At 67.7% G+C, this 15,108-nt stretch carries 14 protein-coding genes; 7 read left to right on the top strand and 7 right to left on the bottom strand.

All coding sequences use genetic code 11. The annotated features are described in order from the left end of the window. Window positions 1–8 precede the first annotated feature (8 nt). The 3 genes from cysS to radA are packed head-to-tail and all read right to left on the bottom strand — an operon-like array spanning window position 9 to window position 3,272. Window positions 9–1,325: a cysteine--tRNA ligase gene (gene cysS, locus DF286_RS12410; protein ID WP_109271724.1), complete on the bottom strand. Its 1,317-nt coding sequence runs from the start codon at window positions 1,323–1,325 to the stop codon at window positions 9–11. Further along, the gene (locus DF286_RS12405; protein WP_109271723.1) at window positions 1,322–1,843 is read right to left on the bottom strand and encodes a CvpA family protein; all 522 of its coding nucleotides are present in this window, start codon (window positions 1,841–1,843) and stop codon (window positions 1,322–1,324) included. The genes cysS and DF286_RS12405 overlap by 4 nt, the downstream gene beginning before the upstream one ends. A gap of 58 nt (window positions 1,844–1,901) precedes the next feature. Then, complete coding sequence (radA, locus tag DF286_RS12400) at window positions 1,902–3,272, bottom strand: DNA repair protein RadA (RefSeq protein WP_109271722.1); 1,371 nt, start codon at window positions 3,270–3,272, stop codon at window positions 1,902–1,904. Window positions 3,273–3,402: 130 nt separating this feature from the next. Here radA and DF286_RS12395 point away from each other — a divergent pair, with 130 nt between their 5' ends. After that, entirely contained in the window at window positions 3,403–4,098 is a 696-nt protein-coding gene (locus tag DF286_RS12395; RefSeq protein WP_109271721.1) for an endonuclease/exonuclease/phosphatase family protein, read from the top strand. Window positions 4,099–4,196: 98 nt separating this feature from the next. Here the strand turns inward: DF286_RS12395 and DF286_RS12390 are convergent, their stop codons facing one another. Further along, a complete protein-coding gene (locus DF286_RS12390; RefSeq protein WP_109271720.1) occupies window positions 4,197–5,420 on the bottom strand; it encodes a serine hydrolase domain-containing protein in 1,224 nt (407 codons plus the stop codon). A gap of 193 nt (window positions 5,421–5,613) precedes the next feature. Next, window positions 5,614–6,117 (bottom strand): septal ring lytic transglycosylase RlpA family protein, encoded by a 504-nt coding sequence (locus DF286_RS12385; protein WP_109271719.1) that lies wholly within the window; start codon window positions 6,115–6,117, stop codon window positions 5,614–5,616. A 167-nt stretch (window positions 6,118–6,284) separates the two neighbouring features. Between DF286_RS12385 and DF286_RS12380 the strand changes: the two genes are divergently transcribed. The 5 genes from DF286_RS12380 to DF286_RS12360 all read left to right on the top strand — a co-directional run bounded on the left by DF286_RS12380 (window position 6,285) and on the right by DF286_RS12360 (window position 12,000). Beyond that, window positions 6,285–8,615, top strand: a complete 2,331-nt coding sequence (locus DF286_RS12380) for a patatin-like protein (RefSeq protein WP_109271718.1) — start codon at window positions 6,285–6,287, stop codon at window positions 8,613–8,615. Window positions 8,616–8,676: 61 nt separating this feature from the next. Beyond that, window positions 8,677–9,003, top strand: coding sequence for a LapA family protein (locus DF286_RS12375; RefSeq protein WP_109271717.1), 327 nt, complete (start codon window positions 8,677–8,679; stop codon window positions 9,001–9,003). Next, on the top strand, window positions 9,000–9,674 hold the full coding sequence (pyrF, locus tag DF286_RS12370) for an orotidine-5'-phosphate decarboxylase (RefSeq protein WP_109272172.1): 675 nt from the start codon (window positions 9,000–9,002) through the stop codon (window positions 9,672–9,674). Before DF286_RS12375 ends, pyrF begins: the two co-directional genes overlap by 4 nt. Window positions 9,675–9,726: 52 nt before the next feature. Continuing rightward, window positions 9,727–10,578 carry an acetyl-CoA carboxylase, carboxyltransferase subunit beta gene (gene accD / locus DF286_RS12365; RefSeq protein ID WP_109271716.1) on the top strand — a complete coding sequence of 284 codons (852 nt, stop codon included), beginning with the start codon at window positions 9,727–9,729 and terminating at the stop codon, window positions 10,576–10,578. Window positions 10,579–10,671: 93 nt separating this feature from the next. Then, window positions 10,672–12,000 (top strand): bifunctional folylpolyglutamate synthase/dihydrofolate synthase, encoded by a 1,329-nt coding sequence (locus tag DF286_RS12360; protein WP_109272171.1) that lies wholly within the window; start codon window positions 10,672–10,674, stop codon window positions 11,998–12,000. Here the strand turns inward: DF286_RS12360 and DF286_RS12355 are convergent. Beyond that, window positions 11,985–13,346 (bottom strand): AmpG family muropeptide MFS transporter, encoded by a 1,362-nt coding sequence (locus DF286_RS12355; protein ID WP_109271715.1) that lies wholly within the window; start codon window positions 13,344–13,346, stop codon window positions 11,985–11,987. The two genes, DF286_RS12360 and DF286_RS12355, sit on opposite strands and share 16 nt — an antisense overlap. Window positions 13,347–13,440: 94 nt before the next feature. Here DF286_RS12355 and DF286_RS12350 point away from each other — a divergent pair, with 94 nt between their 5' ends. Continuing rightward, window positions 13,441–14,604 carry an aromatic ring-hydroxylating oxygenase subunit alpha gene (locus DF286_RS12350; protein ID WP_109271714.1) on the top strand — a complete coding sequence of 388 codons (1,164 nt, stop codon included), beginning with the start codon at window positions 13,441–13,443 and terminating at the stop codon, window positions 14,602–14,604. Here DF286_RS12350 and DF286_RS12345 read toward each other — a convergent pair. Then, window positions 14,582–15,010 carry a response regulator gene (locus tag DF286_RS12345; protein ID WP_109271713.1) on the bottom strand — a complete coding sequence of 143 codons (429 nt, stop codon included), beginning with the start codon at window positions 15,008–15,010 and terminating at the stop codon, window positions 14,582–14,584. The genes DF286_RS12350 and DF286_RS12345 overlap by 23 nt on opposite strands. Window positions 15,011–15,108 lie beyond the last annotated feature (98 nt).

The following is a 15,108-nucleotide window of genomic DNA, read 5'->3' as shown; positions in this document are numbered from 1 at the left end:
TTTCCGTATCAGGCGCGCCGCCAGGTCGTCCCCGTCGGGCCGTCTTCCAGGAGAATGCCCTCGCCGGCAAGGTCGGCACGGATCCGGTCGGCCTCGGCATAGTCCTTCCGGCGCTTGGCCTCGGCCCGGGCCTCGATCAGTCCGTCGATGCGGGTGTCGCCCTCTCCCTGGAACCAGGCCGCCGCGCTGTCGGCGAGCAGCCCCAGGAGCGCCGCGCTCGCGCGAAGCGTGGCCGGATCGTCGATCGCCGCCAGGCGCGAAAGGGCGAGCGGTGTGTTGAGGTCGTCGGCGATCGCCTCGACGACGCCGGCATCGGCCTCGCCAGGCGCCGCATCCGCCGCCGCTCGATACAGCCGGTCGAGCGTCGCCTTGCTCTGGGCGATGAGCTGCGACGACCATTCGAGCGGCTGGCGGTAATGGGCGGAGAGCAAGGCGAGGCGCAGCGTCTCGCCCCTGTGCCCCTCATCCAGCAGCTCGGCGACGGTGACGACATTGCCGAGGCTCTTCGACATCTTCTCGCCGCCGGCCATGGAGAGGAAGCCGTTGTGAAGCCAGTAGCGGGCGAGCGGCGCGCCGCCATGGGCGCAGCGGCTCTGGGCGATCTCATTCTCGTGGTGCGGGAAGATGAGATCGAGGCCGCCGGCATGGATGTCGATCGTCTGCCCGAGATGCGCCTCGATCATGGCCGAGCATTCGATGTGCCAGCCGGGACGCCCCCTCCCCCACGGGCTGTCCCAGCCGATCACTCCGGGCTGCGACGGCTTCCACAGCACGAAGTCGGCCGGGTCCTTCTTGTAGGTCGCGATCTCGACCCGCGCGCCGGCGATCATCGCCTCGCGGTCGCGCCGCCCGAGCGCGCCGTAATCGGGATCGCTCGGCACATGGAACAGGACGTGCCCGTCCGCTTCATAGGCGTGGCCGGCCTCGATCAGCCGGGCGATCATCGAGATCATCTCGCCGACATTCTCGGTGGCCCTGGGCGCCAGCGTCGGCGGCCGAACGCCGAGCGCCCCCATGTCGGCCAGGTAGAAATCCTCGTAGCGGGCGGTGATGACCGACGGATCGACAGCCTCGGCTTCGGCGGCGGCGATGATCTTGTCGTCGACGTCGGTGACGTTGCGGGCATAGACGAGGCTGTCCTCGCCATAGCGGTGACGCAGCAGGCGGGCGAGGACGTCGAACACCACCGCCGGCCGCGCATTGCCGATATGAGCGCGGTTGTAGACGGTGGGGCCGCAGACGTAGAGGGTCACGCGACTGGGATCGAGGGGCTCGAACAGCCGCTTCTCGCGCGCCATGGTGTCGTGGAGCCGGATTTCGGTCATTCCGCCGCCGCCTCCTCGTCCTCGCCGGCCCGGCGGGTCTCGACGAAATCGACGATGGCGCGCCCGCTGGCGTTGAGCAGCGGATAGGTGCGCGAGGCGAGCATCCAGTCCGGCCGCGCGCCGCGGGTCGTGTAGAAGAAATCATAGACGAGGTTTGCGGCGAGGAAGAGCAAAGTCGCGCCGATCAAGCCCTTGAGCACCCCGAAGCCGCCACCCAGAACCCGGTCCACCGGCCCCACGATCGAGTTGCGGGTGGCGCGGCCGATGCGGCGGGCCAGCAGCTTGCCGATGATGAAGACAAGGCCGAACACCAGCGCGAAGGCGAGCACGGCGGCCCCCGACTCCGTCCCGACCGATTCGGTCAGATAGGCGGCGACCGGTTCGTGAAACAGCTTCAGCGCGATGATCGCTCCCACCCAGGCGAAGAGGGAGAGCACCTCCCACACGAAGCCGCGCAGGAATCCGAAGACCAGGCCGCCGCCGACCATAAGCAGCACGAGGATGTCGAGAGCCGTCATGGTTCGCGTGGCTAGATGATCCCGCCGCGAATGAGAAGCGGGGACCTGTCCAAGGCTTTCAGCGGCCGAGCAGATGGTCGACCAGCTGTCCGAGCGTTCGAAAACCGGTCAGGGCCATGGCGCTTTTGTCCGCCGGCAGCGAGGCCGGAACGAGCGCACGTTCGAAGCCAAGCTTGGCCGACTCCTTGAGCCGGAGCGCGCCGTGAGCGACGGGTCGAAGTTCGCCGGAGAGGGCGACTTCGCCGAACGCCACCGTCTCGGGCGGCACCGGCCGCTCGGCGAGCGCCGACACCAGCGCCGCCGCCACGGCGAGATCGGCGGCGGGATCGCTGACGCGGTAGCCGCCGGCGATGTTCAAATAGACTTCGGCGGTGGAGAAGCTGAGGCCGCAGCGTGCCTCCAGCACGGCGAGAATCATGGCCAGCCGGCCCGAATCCCAGCCGACCACCGCCCGGCGCGGCGTAGCCCCGCTGGCGAGCCGCACCGTCAGCGCCTGGATTTCGACCAGCACAGGCCGCGTTCCCTCCAGCGCCGGGAACACCGTCGCCCCCGACACCGCCTCGCCGCGATGGGTCAGGAACAGCGCGGACGGATTGGAGACCTCCTCCAGCCCCTCCTCCTGCATGGAGAAGACGCCGATCTCGTCGGTGCCGCCGAAGCGGTTCTTGGCGGCGCGGAGGATGCGATATTGGTGGCTGCGCTCGCCCTCGAAGGAGAGCACCGTGTCGACCATATGCTCCAGTACGCGCGGCCCCGCGATCGAGCCGTCCTTGGTCACATGCCCGACCAGCACCAGCGCCGTCCCCGTCTCCTTGGCGTAGCGGATCAGCTCATGCGCCGAGGCGCGCACCTGGCTGACCGTCCCCGGCGCCCCTTCGATGAGGTCGCTGTGCATCGTCTGGATCGAATCGATGACGAGCAGCGCCGGCGCGCCGGAATCGCCCAGCGTCGTCAGTATGTCGCGGACAGAGGTCGCGGCGGCGAGCTTCACCGGCGCCGAGCCTAACCCCAGGCGACGAGCCCGCAGGCGCACCTGGTCGGCCGCTTCCTCGCCCGAGATATAGGCGACCGGCAGCCCGCGCGCGGCGATATTGGCGGCCGCCTGGAGCAGCAGCGTCGACTTGCCGATGCCCGGATCGCCGCCGATCAGGGTGGCGGAGCCGGACACCAGTCCGCCACCGAGCGCGCGGTCCAGCTCCTTGATCCCGGTGCTCGTGCGGGGCGGCAGCGCTACATCGGCATCGAGGCCGACCAGCTCGACCGCTCGACCGCCGGTGCGGAGGTCGTGGCGGGCGGAAAAGGGCGTGACGACGGCGGTCGTATCCTCGACGAGCGTGTTCCATTCGGCGCAATCGGGGCATTGGCCCTGCCATCGGTTGCTCACCGACCCGCAGGCCTGACAGACAAATCGTTTGCGTGGCTTGGCCATGAGGCTAGGCGTAGCGACCGGGCCGCCGCGCGACCAGCCCGATTTGCGGCACGCCAGCCCCACTCCCGGAACGCCTTTCCGCCCGCCGGCATTGACGGCAGGAGCGCAACCCCTCCAGAAGCCAGCCTGAATGATCGTCGTCGCCAGCTACAACATCCGCAAAGCCATCGGCACCGACAGGCGACGCCGGCCCGAGCGCACGATCGAGGTGCTGAACGAGCTGGATGCCGACGTGGTCGCGCTCCAGGAGGCGGACCGGCGCTTCGGCCCCCGTCTGTCGGCACTGCCGCCGCACATGATCGAGGAGCACAGCGACTATAAACCGGTGCCGTTCGAGGCGCGGAGCGGAAGCCTGGGCTGGCACGGCAACGCCATCCTCGTCAGAAAATCGGTCGAGATCGTCGGCCATGAGCTGGTCCACCTGCCGTCGCTGGAGCCGCGCGGGGCCGTGCTGGCCGATGTCCGCGTTGAGGGAGTCGAGCTTCGCGTGGTCGGCATGCATCTCGATCTGTCTGGCTTGTGGCGGCGGCGGCAAGCGCATGCCATCCTCTCCCACCTGGAGGCCCGCGACGGCGAGCCGCCGTCCGTGCTGATGGGCGACCTCAACGAATGGAGCGCCCATGGCGGCTGCCTGCGCGACTTTGCCCACAACCATCGCTTCGCCCATTGCGGGAAGAGCTTCCATTCCCGACGCCCGATCGCCCAGCTCGACCGGATCATGGTCGACGACGGCCTGGAAATCGTGGAAAGCGGCGCGCATCGCAGCCTGACGGCCCGGAAAGCTTCCGATCACCTCCCCATCTGGGCGCGAGTGAAGCCGGGTTAGACCCCCTCGTCATCGCGAGAAGCGAAGCGACGAAGCAATCCAGGCCTGCACCTCCACAGCGCTGGATTGCTTCGCTTCGCTCGCAATGACGAGGTGCGTTACGACGTGCCCGAAAATGCCGTTTCCGAGCTGTCGTCCAGCTCGTCCAGCTCAAGCCAGTCGCGCGACTCGAGCCCGTAGACCATGTCCATGACCTCGAACTCGAGGCCACCCGGCTGGGCGGTGCCGGAATTCCACAGCGCCACGACGCCGCTCTTCTTCTTCGGATCGAACAGGATCAGCGAGCGGTAGCCGGTAACGCCGCCGCGATGGCCTATGAGCCGGTGCCCGGCATAGTCGTAGATGCGCCAGCCGAGGCCATATTCGGCCTGCTTCAGCCGCTCGGCGAACTCGCGCATGCGCCGCTCCTCGCCCGGCGTGTTGGCGCGGGCACGCTGCACGGCCTGCAGCACGTCCTTCGACAGAACGTCCGGATCGCGGCCCATCTGCGCCAGCATCCAGATCGTCAGGTCCTTGATGGAGGAATTGACGCCGCCCGCCGCCGGCACGCGATAGTAGGAATCGGTCACTTCCACCGGCTTCGAATTCTTGCCGCCGCGATGGGGCCGGGCCCAGCTTTCGGCCTGCATCAGCCCCTCGCGGGTAAGGGTAGCGCTGCGCATCCCCAGCGGCAGGAAGAGCTGCTCGCGAACCGCCTGCTGATAGGTCGTGCCGGTCGCCTTCTCGACGACTTCGCTCGCCGCGTCATAGGCGACATTCTGATAGGCATGGCACTGGCCGGGCGGGCAGATCAAATTGAGCGAAGCCAGGCTGGCGCGGAGCTCGGCATCGTCGCGGCCGTCCTCCAGGCTCGAATCATGGGCGTGGGCGAAGAGGCCCAGCTGATGCGAAAGTATGTCGGCGACGGTCGCCCGATGCTCGTTGCCGCCGGGCAGCCGGAGCGAGGCGGACCAGCGGGCGACGGGATCCTCAAGCGACAGCTTTTCCTCATCGGCGAGCTTGGCGACCATGTCGGCCGCGACGCCCTTGGAGAGCGAGGCCCAGCGGAAAACCGTGTCGATCGTCACGGGCTCGTCGCCGCCGGCGACGGTCGTGCCGTAGCCCTTCAGGAAGCGGATGCGGCCATTCTCGACGACGCCGACGGCGAGGCCGACCATATTGTCTTGCTCGGCCAGATGCTGAAGCCGCCGGTCCAGCCGCGCATAATCGACGTCGCTCTTGTCGAACGCCTTTACGTCGATGCCGATTCGCTCCGGCAGCTCGGCCAGTTGGTCCTCGATCGGATCGCCGCCCCCGGCGAACGTGCCTCCGGATGCCGCCATGATGAAGATCGCCAGCAGGACGACGGCGATGGACGCAATCTTGATCCGCCTCGACAGCAGACCTCTCCCAAATCGTTCGTTTCAATATGTCGCACGCCCGGCTCGCCACCGGGACGCCCTGGGGCCGTGATAATCGGATAAGAAAGAAGGTAAAGCGTTAGAACGCGCTGCTTGGCGCAGAAGCCCCAGCGTCTTAGCGCAGAAGCTCCAGCGTCACCTGCGCCTTGCCGGCGCGGATCATCGAGATTTTCTCCGCGGCCGCGCGGGAGATGTCGACGATGCGCCTCTTCACGAACGGACCGCGATCGTTGACGCGGACGACGACGCTCTTGCCGTTGGCCTGGTTGGTGACGCGAAGCTTGGTCCCCATCGGCAGACTGCGATGCGCCGCCGTAAGTTCGCTCGGGTCGAAGATTTCGCCGCTCGCGGTGCGGTTGCCGGCAAGCTCGGCGCCATAATAGCTCGCCTCGCCGTCGGCGAGATGCTCGAATTCCGGTTGGGTCGCTTCCTCGACGACCGCCGTTTCGGCCTCGGGCGCGGGCACGGGGGTGGCGTCGATGGTCTCCACCGCCTCGGCCTCAATCTCCGGCAGGCTGTGGGGAGTATCCGCCTTCACCGGCACCGAACACATCAGACCTACTATCGCCACGGCGACAATAGTTTGCACGCGGCGATGATCGGAATTTGAACTACGCATGACGCAGGCCCCTTAGCTCTGTCCGGGGGCGTAATATCCGCTGGGAACCGAGTCTCGCTCGCGGCGATGGTTCGTTTCGTTTCTGCGGTGAAATATACTAATGGTTAACGGCGCCCGCGGACGTCGTCGGCTCGACAAGCCCCGTCCTTCCTGTCACGTTTCTGGTCATGCGAGAGAAGGAATTGCGGCTGGCGCTGGTCTGTTACGGAGGGATCAGCCTGGCCGTCTACATGCACGGAATCACCAAGGAAATCTGGCGTCTCGCCCGGGCCAGCCAGGCCCATCATGCCGGGGCGCCTTCCGACGGGAGCAGCCAGGACATCTACCGCCGGCTGATCGAAACCATCTCGGACGAATGCGGCATCGAGCTTAGGGTCCTGGTCGACATATTGGCCGGGGCGAGCGCGGGCGGAATCAACGCCATCTTCCTCGCCGACGCGATCTCGACCGGGCACTCGCTGGATCCCCTCACCGAGCTCTGGCTGGACAAGGCCGACGTCGACAGCCTCCTCGATCCCGCCGTTCACCCCGTCTCACGCTTCGCCAAGGCGGCGGCGGTGCCGATCGCCTGGGCCCTGACCGGCCGGAGCGGAACGGTCGACGAGACGGTGGAGCCCGAGCATCGCGAGGAGGTGCGCGCGAAGCTCGCCAATTTCGTCCGCGCCCGCTGGTTCGCACCGCCCTTCGCGGGGCCGGGCTTCACCGGCCTCATTCTCGATGCGCTGGAAGCCATGGCCAAGGGCCCGCGCGGCCCGTCGCTGCTGCCGCACTACCAGCCCCTGGACCTGTTCGTCACCGTCACCGACTTCCACGGCCATCCCGAGCGGCTGCGCCTCAACTCACCGGCCGAGATCGCGGAGACGGAGCATCGCCTTATCCTCTCCTTCCGTGATCGCGGCGGCGAGATCCGCGGCTTGGCCGACGCCGCGGAGCTTGCTTTCGCCGCCCGCGCCACCGCCAGCTTTCCGGGCGCCTTCCCGCCCTTCCGCGTCGGCGAGCTGGACACGGTGCTGAAGGCGCGGGCCCGGGCATGGCCGGGCCGCGACCGCTTCCTGAAGCGCGCCCTCCCCCGCCACGCCGCGATCGGCGAGGCGGACGCCGCCGTGCTGATCGACGGCTCGGTCCTGGCCAACGCGCCTTTCCGTCCGGCCATCGACGCGCTGAAGAGCCGGCCCGCGCGGCGCGAGGTGGACCGGCGCTTCGTCTATATCGATCCCAAGCCCGGCGGACGCAGCGTTCGCCTGACCGGGTCGGACGACGCCGCCGTGCCCGGCTTCTTCACCACCATCTTCGGCGCCCTGTCGGACATCCCGCGCGAGCAGCCGATCCGCGACAATCTCGACGCCATCGAGGAACGCTCGGCCCGCATCCGCCGGCTGCGTCACATCGTCGAGGCGATGCGGCCCGAAGTGGAGGCGGCGATCGAGCGTGCCTTCGGCGCCACGCTCCTCCTCGGCCGACCGACTCCGAGGCGGCTCGCGGCCTGGCGCTCCAAGGCGCAGACGATCGCCTCGCGCGAGGTAGGCTATGCCTATGCCGCCTATGGCCACCTGAAGCTCGCCTCGGTCGTGGACGACATCGCCGCCCATATCCTCCGGCTCGGCGGCGGCGGTAGCCGGCAGCGGCACGAAACCATCAAGCACGCCATATGGCGGGTGGTCGAGGAAACCGGACTCGCGTCGGACGAAGCGATGACGGCGTCGGGCGCGCGGACCGACGTTATCGATTTTTTCCGCCGGTTCGACCTTATCTACCGAACGCGACGATTGCGGCTGCTGGCCCGCCGCCTTGGCCGATTGGACGAGCAACCCGACGCGCCCAGACCGGCGATCGAGGCGGCCCGGCAGACGATTTACGACCTCATCGGCCGCTATCGCGCGCCCGTGGAGACCGATGGCGAAGAGGACCTGTCCATTTTCCAGGCAGCGGCGCAGCAGCCGCGGGAAATCTTGGCGGCGCTGGCCGAACGGCTCGATCTCAAGCAGCGCGACGACGAGGCGGACGAGAGGATCGCCGAGCTGCTCGCCGCCTTCCCCAAGGCGGAGCGGCGCTCGCTCATCCTTACCTATCTGGGTTTTCCCTTCTACGACATCGCCACCCTCCCGCTTCTTCAGGGCGAGGGGTTGGACGAATTCGATCCGGTCAAGGTCGACCGCATCTCCCCCGACGACGCCACCGCCATCCGCGAGGGCGGCGCCGAGGCGACCTTGAAGGGCATCCAGTTCAACAGCTTCGGCGCCTTCTTCAGCCGCGCCTATCGCGAGAACGACTATCTGTGGGGCCGTTTGCACGGCGCCGACCGGCTTATCGACATCGTCGTCTCGACCTTGCCCGAGGGCGTCCACCTGCCGCCTGGCCGCGTCGCGACGCTGAAGCGCGAGGCGTTCCGCGCCATCATCGCCGAGGAGAAGGAGCGGCTGACCGCCATTCCCGTGCTTTTCGAGCAATTGGAGCGGGAGGTGGGCGGCGAAACGGCCGCTGCGGCTTCGGCCAGTTAACGCCTCTGGACGGACCGGTCTTTTTGTTAGACTTAGGCCGAGGGCCCCTGGGGAGAATGGGATGCAGTTCCTGAAAACGCTGTTCTGGGTCGCGCTCGCGGTCATCCTGGTCCTGTTCGCGAGCGTCAACTGGAATGCCGTCACCGTCAAGCTGTGGGGCGGACTGGAAGCGGACATCAAGCTGCCGATCCTGATCCTCGCTTCCTTCCTCCTGGGTTTCCTTCCGATGCTGGTCATCCATCGCGCCCGTCTCTGGAGCCTGAAGCGGCGCCTCGACCTGCATGAGCGGCAGGGTCCCGTCATCCAGTCCGTGCCCGCGGCCCCGACGGCCGGGCCGGCGACGGACGAGCGCACCGCCACCGACAGCACGGTGTGGCCGAATTCATGAGCAGCCCTGTCTATGTCGCCCTCGACACTCCCGATCTCGAAAAGGCCAAGGCGATCGCCGCACGCGTGCGCAATCATGTCGGCGGCATCAAGCTCGGCCTCGAATTCTTTTCCGCCAACGGCCGCCAGGGCATTCGCGAGATGGCGGAGCTGGACCTCCCCATCTTCCTGGACCTCAAATTCCACGACATCCCCAACACGGTTGCCAAGGCGATCCAGGCGCTGAGGCCGCTGGAGCCGGCGATCCTGACCGTCCACGCCGCCGGCGGCCGCGCCATGCTGGAGGACGCCAAGGCCGCCGCGCCCTCGGGCACCAAGGTGGTGGCGGTGACGGTGCTTACCAGCCTCGACGAGCACGATCTCGGCTCGATCGGCGTTCCCGACGATCCGCACGCGCAGGTCGAACGGCTGACCGACCTTGCCCAGAGGTCCGGCGTCGACGGCGTCGTCTGCTCCGGCAATGAAGTGGCGGCGGCCAGGGCGCTCTGGCCCGACGGCTTCTTCGTCGTCCCCGGCGTCCGGCCGTCCGACGGCCACAGCGCCGACCAGAAGCGCATCATGACTCCCCGCGCGGCGCTCGATGCCGGCGCCTCGATCCTCGTCATCGGCCGTCCGATCACGCAGGCGAAGAATCCCGTCAAGGCTGCGCGAGCGATCGAAGCGACGCTGTAACTGGACAAAGGCGGCGGCATGTTCCATCCGCGCGGCGGAAGGAGAATCCCGCATGAGCTGGCTCACCCGCGTCCGCCAGAGCATCCCATTCCTGCCCAAGCGCGAAACGCCGGACAATCTCTGGCACAAGTGCCGCAGCTGCGAAGCCATGATCTTCAACAAGGAATGGGAAGAGAACGACAAGGTCTGCCCGCGCTGCGAGCATCATGACCGCATCGGGCCGCGTCAGCGCTTCGAGCGGCTGTTCGACCCCGGCTATTCGATGCTGCCGCCGCCGGCGGTGCGCGAAGACCCGCTGAAGTTCCGCGACAGCAAGAAATATACGGACCGCATCAAGGCAGCCCGCCAGGCGACCGGGGAGACCGACGCCCTGGTCAACGCGCGCGGCACGATCGAAGGGCAGCGCGCCGTGGTCGGCGTCCAGGATTTCGCCTTCATGGGCGGATCGATGGGTCTCGCCGTCGGCGCCACCTTCGTCGCCGGCGTCCGCGCCGCGATCCAGGACCGTTGCCCCTACATCATCTTCACCGCGGCGGGCGGGGCACGCATGCAGGAGGGCATCCTCTCCCTCATGCAGATGCCCAAGACCACCGTCGCCATCGCCGAGCTCAAGGAAGCGGGCCTGCCCTATATCGTCGTCCTTACCGATCCGACGACCGGCGGCGTCACGGCTTCCTACGCGATGCTGGGCGACGTCCATATCTCGGAGCCGAATGCCCTCATCGGCTTCGCCGGCCAGCGCGTCATCGAATCCACGATCCGCGAGAAGCTCCCCGAGGGCTTCCAGCGCGCCGAATATCTGCTGGATCACGGCATGATCGACATGGTCGTTCACCGCAGGGACCTGCGCCAACGTCTCGCGCAGCTCATCGACTATCTGACGCCGAGGCAAGAAGCGGCGTAAAGAGGTCCGTCATGCTGAACCAGTTTCAGCATCCATCCGTCCACCCCGTCGAATTCGACGCGATGGGCCCTGACGCAACTTCAGGTGACGGCCGTGGCCGACAAGGCAACTTCGGATAACCCCCTCGTCCAGCGCCAGCTCGACCGGCTCGCCGCCCTGTCTCCCGGCGCGGACGTGTTGGGGCTGGAGCGGATCAGCGCGCTTCTCGCCCGCGTCGGCAATCCCGAGCGCAGCCTTCCGCCCGTCTTCCATGTCGCCGGGACCAACGGCAAGGGCTCGACCTGCGCCTTCCTCCGCGCCGCCGTCGAAGCCTCCGGCCTCAAGGCGCATGTCTACACCAGTCCCCACCTTGTCCGTTTCAACGAGCGGATACGCCTGCAGGGCCAGCTCATCGAGGACGAGCTGCTGGTGGAGCTGCTGGCGGAAACGCTGGACGCGGCGGGCGACATAGGTCCGAGCTTCTTCGAGGCGACGACGGCCGCCGCCTTCCTCGCTTTCTCTCGCACGCCGGCCGACGCCTGCATCGTCGAGGTCGGTCTCGGCGGCCGGCTGGACGCGACCAACGTCATACCCGACCCGCTGGTCTGCGGCATCGCCCAGCTCGGGCTCGACCACCAACTCTTCCTGGGGTCCAAGCTCGAATCGATCGCCGCCGAGAAAGCCGGGATCGCCAAGGCCGGCGTCCCGCTGCTCACCCTGCATTATCCCGATCGCATCGCCGAGCGCATCGGCGCGGCGGCAGCGGCGGCGGGCGCGCCCTGGCTGCCGCGCGGCGGCCCGTGGGACATCGCCGCCTACGGCCAGAAGCTCCACTACCGTGACGCACGGGGCAAGCTCGACCTTCCTCTCCCTCGTCTTCACGGCACCCATCAGGCGAACAATGCGGGGCTCGCCGTCGCGATGCTGCGCCACCAGGATGCGGTGCCGATACGGGAATCCGGATTGAGGGCCGCCATGGGCTGGGCGGAATGGCCGGCACGGCTGCAGCGGCTCGGCACCGGCCCGCTCCAGGCTCTGCTGCCCACGGATTCGGAGCTATGGCTGGACGGCGGCCACAACCCCGCGGCGGCGCGGGCCATCGCCGATTTCTTCCGCGCCCACGTCCCGGCCGAGCGCCCGTTCCACATCGTCTTCGGCCTGTTGGAGAATAAGGACGCGCCCGGGGTGCTGAAGCCCTTCCGCGACCGCGCGACGACGATCCACACCATCCCGGTCCCGGGGCACGCCCATCACAGCCCCGCCAGCCTCGCCGCCACCGCCCGCGATGCCGGGCTCAACGCCGTCCCGGCCCAGGATGTGGAAGACGCATTGCGCTGGATCGCCCGTCACGCGGACCGCGCCCATCCGCCGGTCGTCCTGATCCTAGGCTCGCTCTATCTGGCGGGCGAGGTGCTTCGGAAAAACGGTCAGCTGCCCTCCTGAGGCTTGTCGCGCCGGGCGTCGCCGGGACCTTCGATGCCCGCCGATCCGACCGAGGCATCGACCAGGCCTGATCGCATCATTAGCCAGAAGAGCAGGATGCCGGGCAGAGCGGCCACGGTGGTGATCAGGTAGAAGTTCACATAGCCGAAGGATTCCACCATCGCGCCGGCGGTGGTGCCGGTGAGGACGCGGCCGACGACGCTCGCGGCGGCCGAGATCAAGGCATATTGCGACGCGGTGAAGCGCAGGTCGCACAGGGCCGAGAAATAGGCGATGACGACGACGCCGCCGATGCCGCTGGCGATATTCTCGAACCCGATCGCGCCCGCCAGCCCCCAATTGGTGTGGCCCACCGCAGCGAGCACGGCGAAGCTGAAATTGGAGATGCCCATCAGGATGAGGCTCAGCAGCACCGATCGCTTCATGCCCATCTGCGCGTAGATCACGCCGCCGATGAAGATGCCGATGAGGTACGCCCAGAAGCCGATGCCGACATCGTAGATGGCAATCTCGTCATTGGTATAGCCCATGTCGTCGAGCAGCAGGCGGAGCGTCAGCTGCCCCAGCGTGTCGCCGATCTTGTGGAGCAGGATGAACAACAGCACGAGGAAGGCGCCCTGCCGGCGGAAGAACTCGGCGAAGGGCCCGTAGACGGCCTTCAGCGCTTCCCCGAAGGCGCGCCGTTCCTTGGGCTCGCGGTGGCGTTTCGGCTCGCCGTAGAGCAGGCCGGTCAGCATCGCCGGCAGCGCGAAGCCGGCGCAGGCGAGATAGGCGATCTCCCAGCCGACACGGGCTGCAAGCACCAGCGCGAGCGCGCCCGCCGCGACCGAGCCGATCCGCCAGCCATATTGCACCATGCCGGAGCCGACGCCGAGCTGGCGCGGCTCCAATATCTCGATGCGATAGGCGTCGATGACGATGTCGAATGTCGCGCCGGCGATGCCGACCAGCACGGCGGCATAGGCGGTGTAGAGCAGGCTCGACGAGGGATCGACCAGCGCGAGGTTGGCGACCGCGGCGATGACGAAGATTCCCGCTAGGATCAGCCATGACACGCGCTGGCCCAGCCGCCCCAGGATCGGCAGCCTCACGCCGTCCACGACCCAGGCCCAAAGGAATTTGAGGTTATAGACGAGGAACGCCAGGCTGAAGGCCGTGATGCTGGCCTTGTCGAGACCGTCCTGCGCCAGGCGGGTCGTCAGCGTGGCGCCGATCATCGCATAGGGAAAGCCCGACGAGACGCCGAGGAAGAACGACGCCAGCGGCGCGGACTCGAAATAGGGGCGGATGCCTTCCGGCAGGCGGCTGCGCCAGTCACTGGGCGCGGTCGTACTGGCTTGATCCATCCCCCTCTTGTAACGCCTCCTTGTCCCTGGGCTAGCCCCGTTTCGGCGGATAGATGCTTGCCTTCCTCGGGCCGCGGCAGCACCCTGTCGGGCCATGGACGTGCCAACGACCCGGCGCCCCACCGAAGGCCAGCTCGCCCTCGCCAAAGCCATTGCCGAGGGGCGCAATGCCGTAGGGGAAGCGGTCGGCACGGTGCCGGCCTCGCTCTACACCGACTCGCAGCGCTTCGCTCTCGAGCAGGCGCAATTGTTCGGGCGGCTGCCGCAGGTGATCGCCCCCTCGGCGCTGCTGCCGCGCGCCAACATGGCGGTGGCGCATGACGGTTTCGGCGTCCCGCTCCTCATCACCCGCGACAAGCAGGGCGAGGCGCATGTCTTCTTCAATGTCTGCCGCCATCGCGGCACGCGGCTCGTGGAAGGCGACGAAACCCAGTGCGCGCCGCGCCTCGTCTGCCCCTATCACGCCTGGTCCTATTCGCTCGACGGCGCGCTCGCCGGCGTGCCGCGCGCCGACAGCTTCCCCGGGCTCGACAAGGCCGCGCACCATCTCGTCGAGTTGCCGAGCCGCGAGGCGGGCGGGCTCATCTGGTTCGCGCGCATCGAGGCGGATTTCAGCGACGCCGCCACCCTCGCCCGCGACTTCGACGCCTTCGGCCTCGCCGACCACCACCTGTTCCGCCGCCACGTTCACGACGTGCCCGCTAACTGGAAGCTGATCATGGATGCTTTCCTGGAAAGCTACCATGTCCAGCGCCTCCACGCCTCCAGCATCGGCAAGTTCTTCGCCGACGGCATCACCACCGCCGACAGCATCGGCCCGCATCAGCGTTCCGCCGTCGGTCGCGCCGAATATCTCGCCCGCGTCGATGATCATGACTGGCCGGCGCTGAGGAGCGCCATCACCTATGCCTACCAGCTCTTCCCAGCGACGGTGATCGTGGTGAGCCCCGATTATGTGAACGTGATGGTGCTGATGCCCCAGGCCGTGGACCGCACCCTGGTCGAGGATTTCATGCTGATCCCCGAGCCGCCTTCATCGCCGGAGGAGGAGGCGCATTGGGAAAAGAGCTGGACCCTGCTCGACGAGGGCACGTTCGGCGCCGAGGATTTCCGCGCCGCCGCGCTCGGCCAGCAAGGCCTCTCCTCCGGCGCCCTCGACCGCCTCACCCTCGGCACGCTCGAAACCGGCATCCTCCTTTTCCACGACCAGATCGAGGCGGCGCTTGCCGAGGTGCCTAGTCCCGATCGTAAAGACTGAGCCCCTCGGGCACCTTCTTCAGCCGTTCCCCCTGGAATAGCGTATCGAGCGCGGTGAGCGCCGCCTTCAGGGTCCGATCGGTATAAGGCTTGGCGAGGCAGCCGACGGCGAGCTTCTGTGCCTCGACGGGGCAGTGGCCGCTGACGAACAGGACCGGGACGCCCTTGGCCGCGGCGGCGCGGGCGACGTCCGTCCCGTCCCCTTCGCCGCTCAGCAGGATGTCGCTCAGCACGAGGTCGAGCCGTTCACGGTCGAGCACCTCCAGCGCGTCGGCCACACGGTCGACGGTGGCGACGACCTCATATCCGTCCTCGCCCAGCAGATATTCGTTGTCGAAGGCGACCAGCGGCTCGTCCTCGACGATGAGAATGCGCCGGATTGTCCTTTCGCGCTTGGTAAACAACATCTAGTGCGTGACCCTCCCGTGGCGTCCTTGACCCTTTCCCAACGAGCGGAATGGACTTGGGTGCCCCGCCATGGCTATCGCCCTGGCGCATTTCATTT

Source organism: Sphingosinicella humi (genome assembly GCF_003129465.1).
Lineage (GTDB): Bacteria > Pseudomonadota > Alphaproteobacteria > Sphingomonadales > Sphingomonadaceae > Allosphingosinicella > Allosphingosinicella humi.
Note: the sequence above shows the minus strand (reverse complement) of the source record. Positions and strands in the feature narration are given on the sequence as shown.

Bases quoted from the DNA above. Each gene is read 5' to 3' on its own strand.
- cysS (WP_109271724.1), bottom strand. From the start codon at position 1,325: ATGACCGAAATCCGGCTCCACGACACCATGGCGCGCGAGAAGCGGCTG.
- DF286_RS12405 (WP_109271723.1), bottom strand. From the start codon at position 1,843: ATGACGGCTCTCGACATCCTCGTGCTGCTTATGGTCGGCGGCGGCCTG.
- radA (WP_109271722.1), bottom strand. From the start codon at position 3,272: ATGGCCAAGCCACGCAAACGATTTGTCTGTCAGGCCTGCGGGTCGGTG.
- DF286_RS12395 (WP_109271721.1), top strand. From the start codon at position 3,403: ATGATCGTCGTCGCCAGCTACAACATCCGCAAAGCCATCGGCACCGAC.
- DF286_RS12390 (WP_109271720.1), bottom strand. From the start codon at position 5,420: ATGGCGGCATCCGGAGGCACGTTCGCCGGGGGCGGCGATCCGATCGAG.
- DF286_RS12385 (WP_109271719.1), bottom strand. From the start codon at position 6,117: ATGCGTAGTTCAAATTCCGATCATCGCCGCGTGCAAACTATTGTCGCC.
- DF286_RS12380 (WP_109271718.1), top strand. From the start codon at position 6,285: ATGCGAGAGAAGGAATTGCGGCTGGCGCTGGTCTGTTACGGAGGGATC.
- DF286_RS12375 (WP_109271717.1), top strand. From the start codon at position 8,677: ATGCAGTTCCTGAAAACGCTGTTCTGGGTCGCGCTCGCGGTCATCCTG.
- pyrF (WP_109272172.1), top strand. From the start codon at position 9,000: ATGAGCAGCCCTGTCTATGTCGCCCTCGACACTCCCGATCTCGAAAAG.
- accD (WP_109271716.1), top strand. From the start codon at position 9,727: ATGAGCTGGCTCACCCGCGTCCGCCAGAGCATCCCATTCCTGCCCAAG.
- DF286_RS12355 (WP_109271715.1), bottom strand. From the start codon at position 13,346: ATGGATCAAGCCAGTACGACCGCGCCCAGTGACTGGCGCAGCCGCCTG.
- DF286_RS12350 (WP_109271714.1), top strand. From the start codon at position 13,441: ATGGACGTGCCAACGACCCGGCGCCCCACCGAAGGCCAGCTCGCCCTC.
- DF286_RS12345 (WP_109271713.1), bottom strand. From the start codon at position 15,010: ATGTTGTTTACCAAGCGCGAAAGGACAATCCGGCGCATTCTCATCGTC.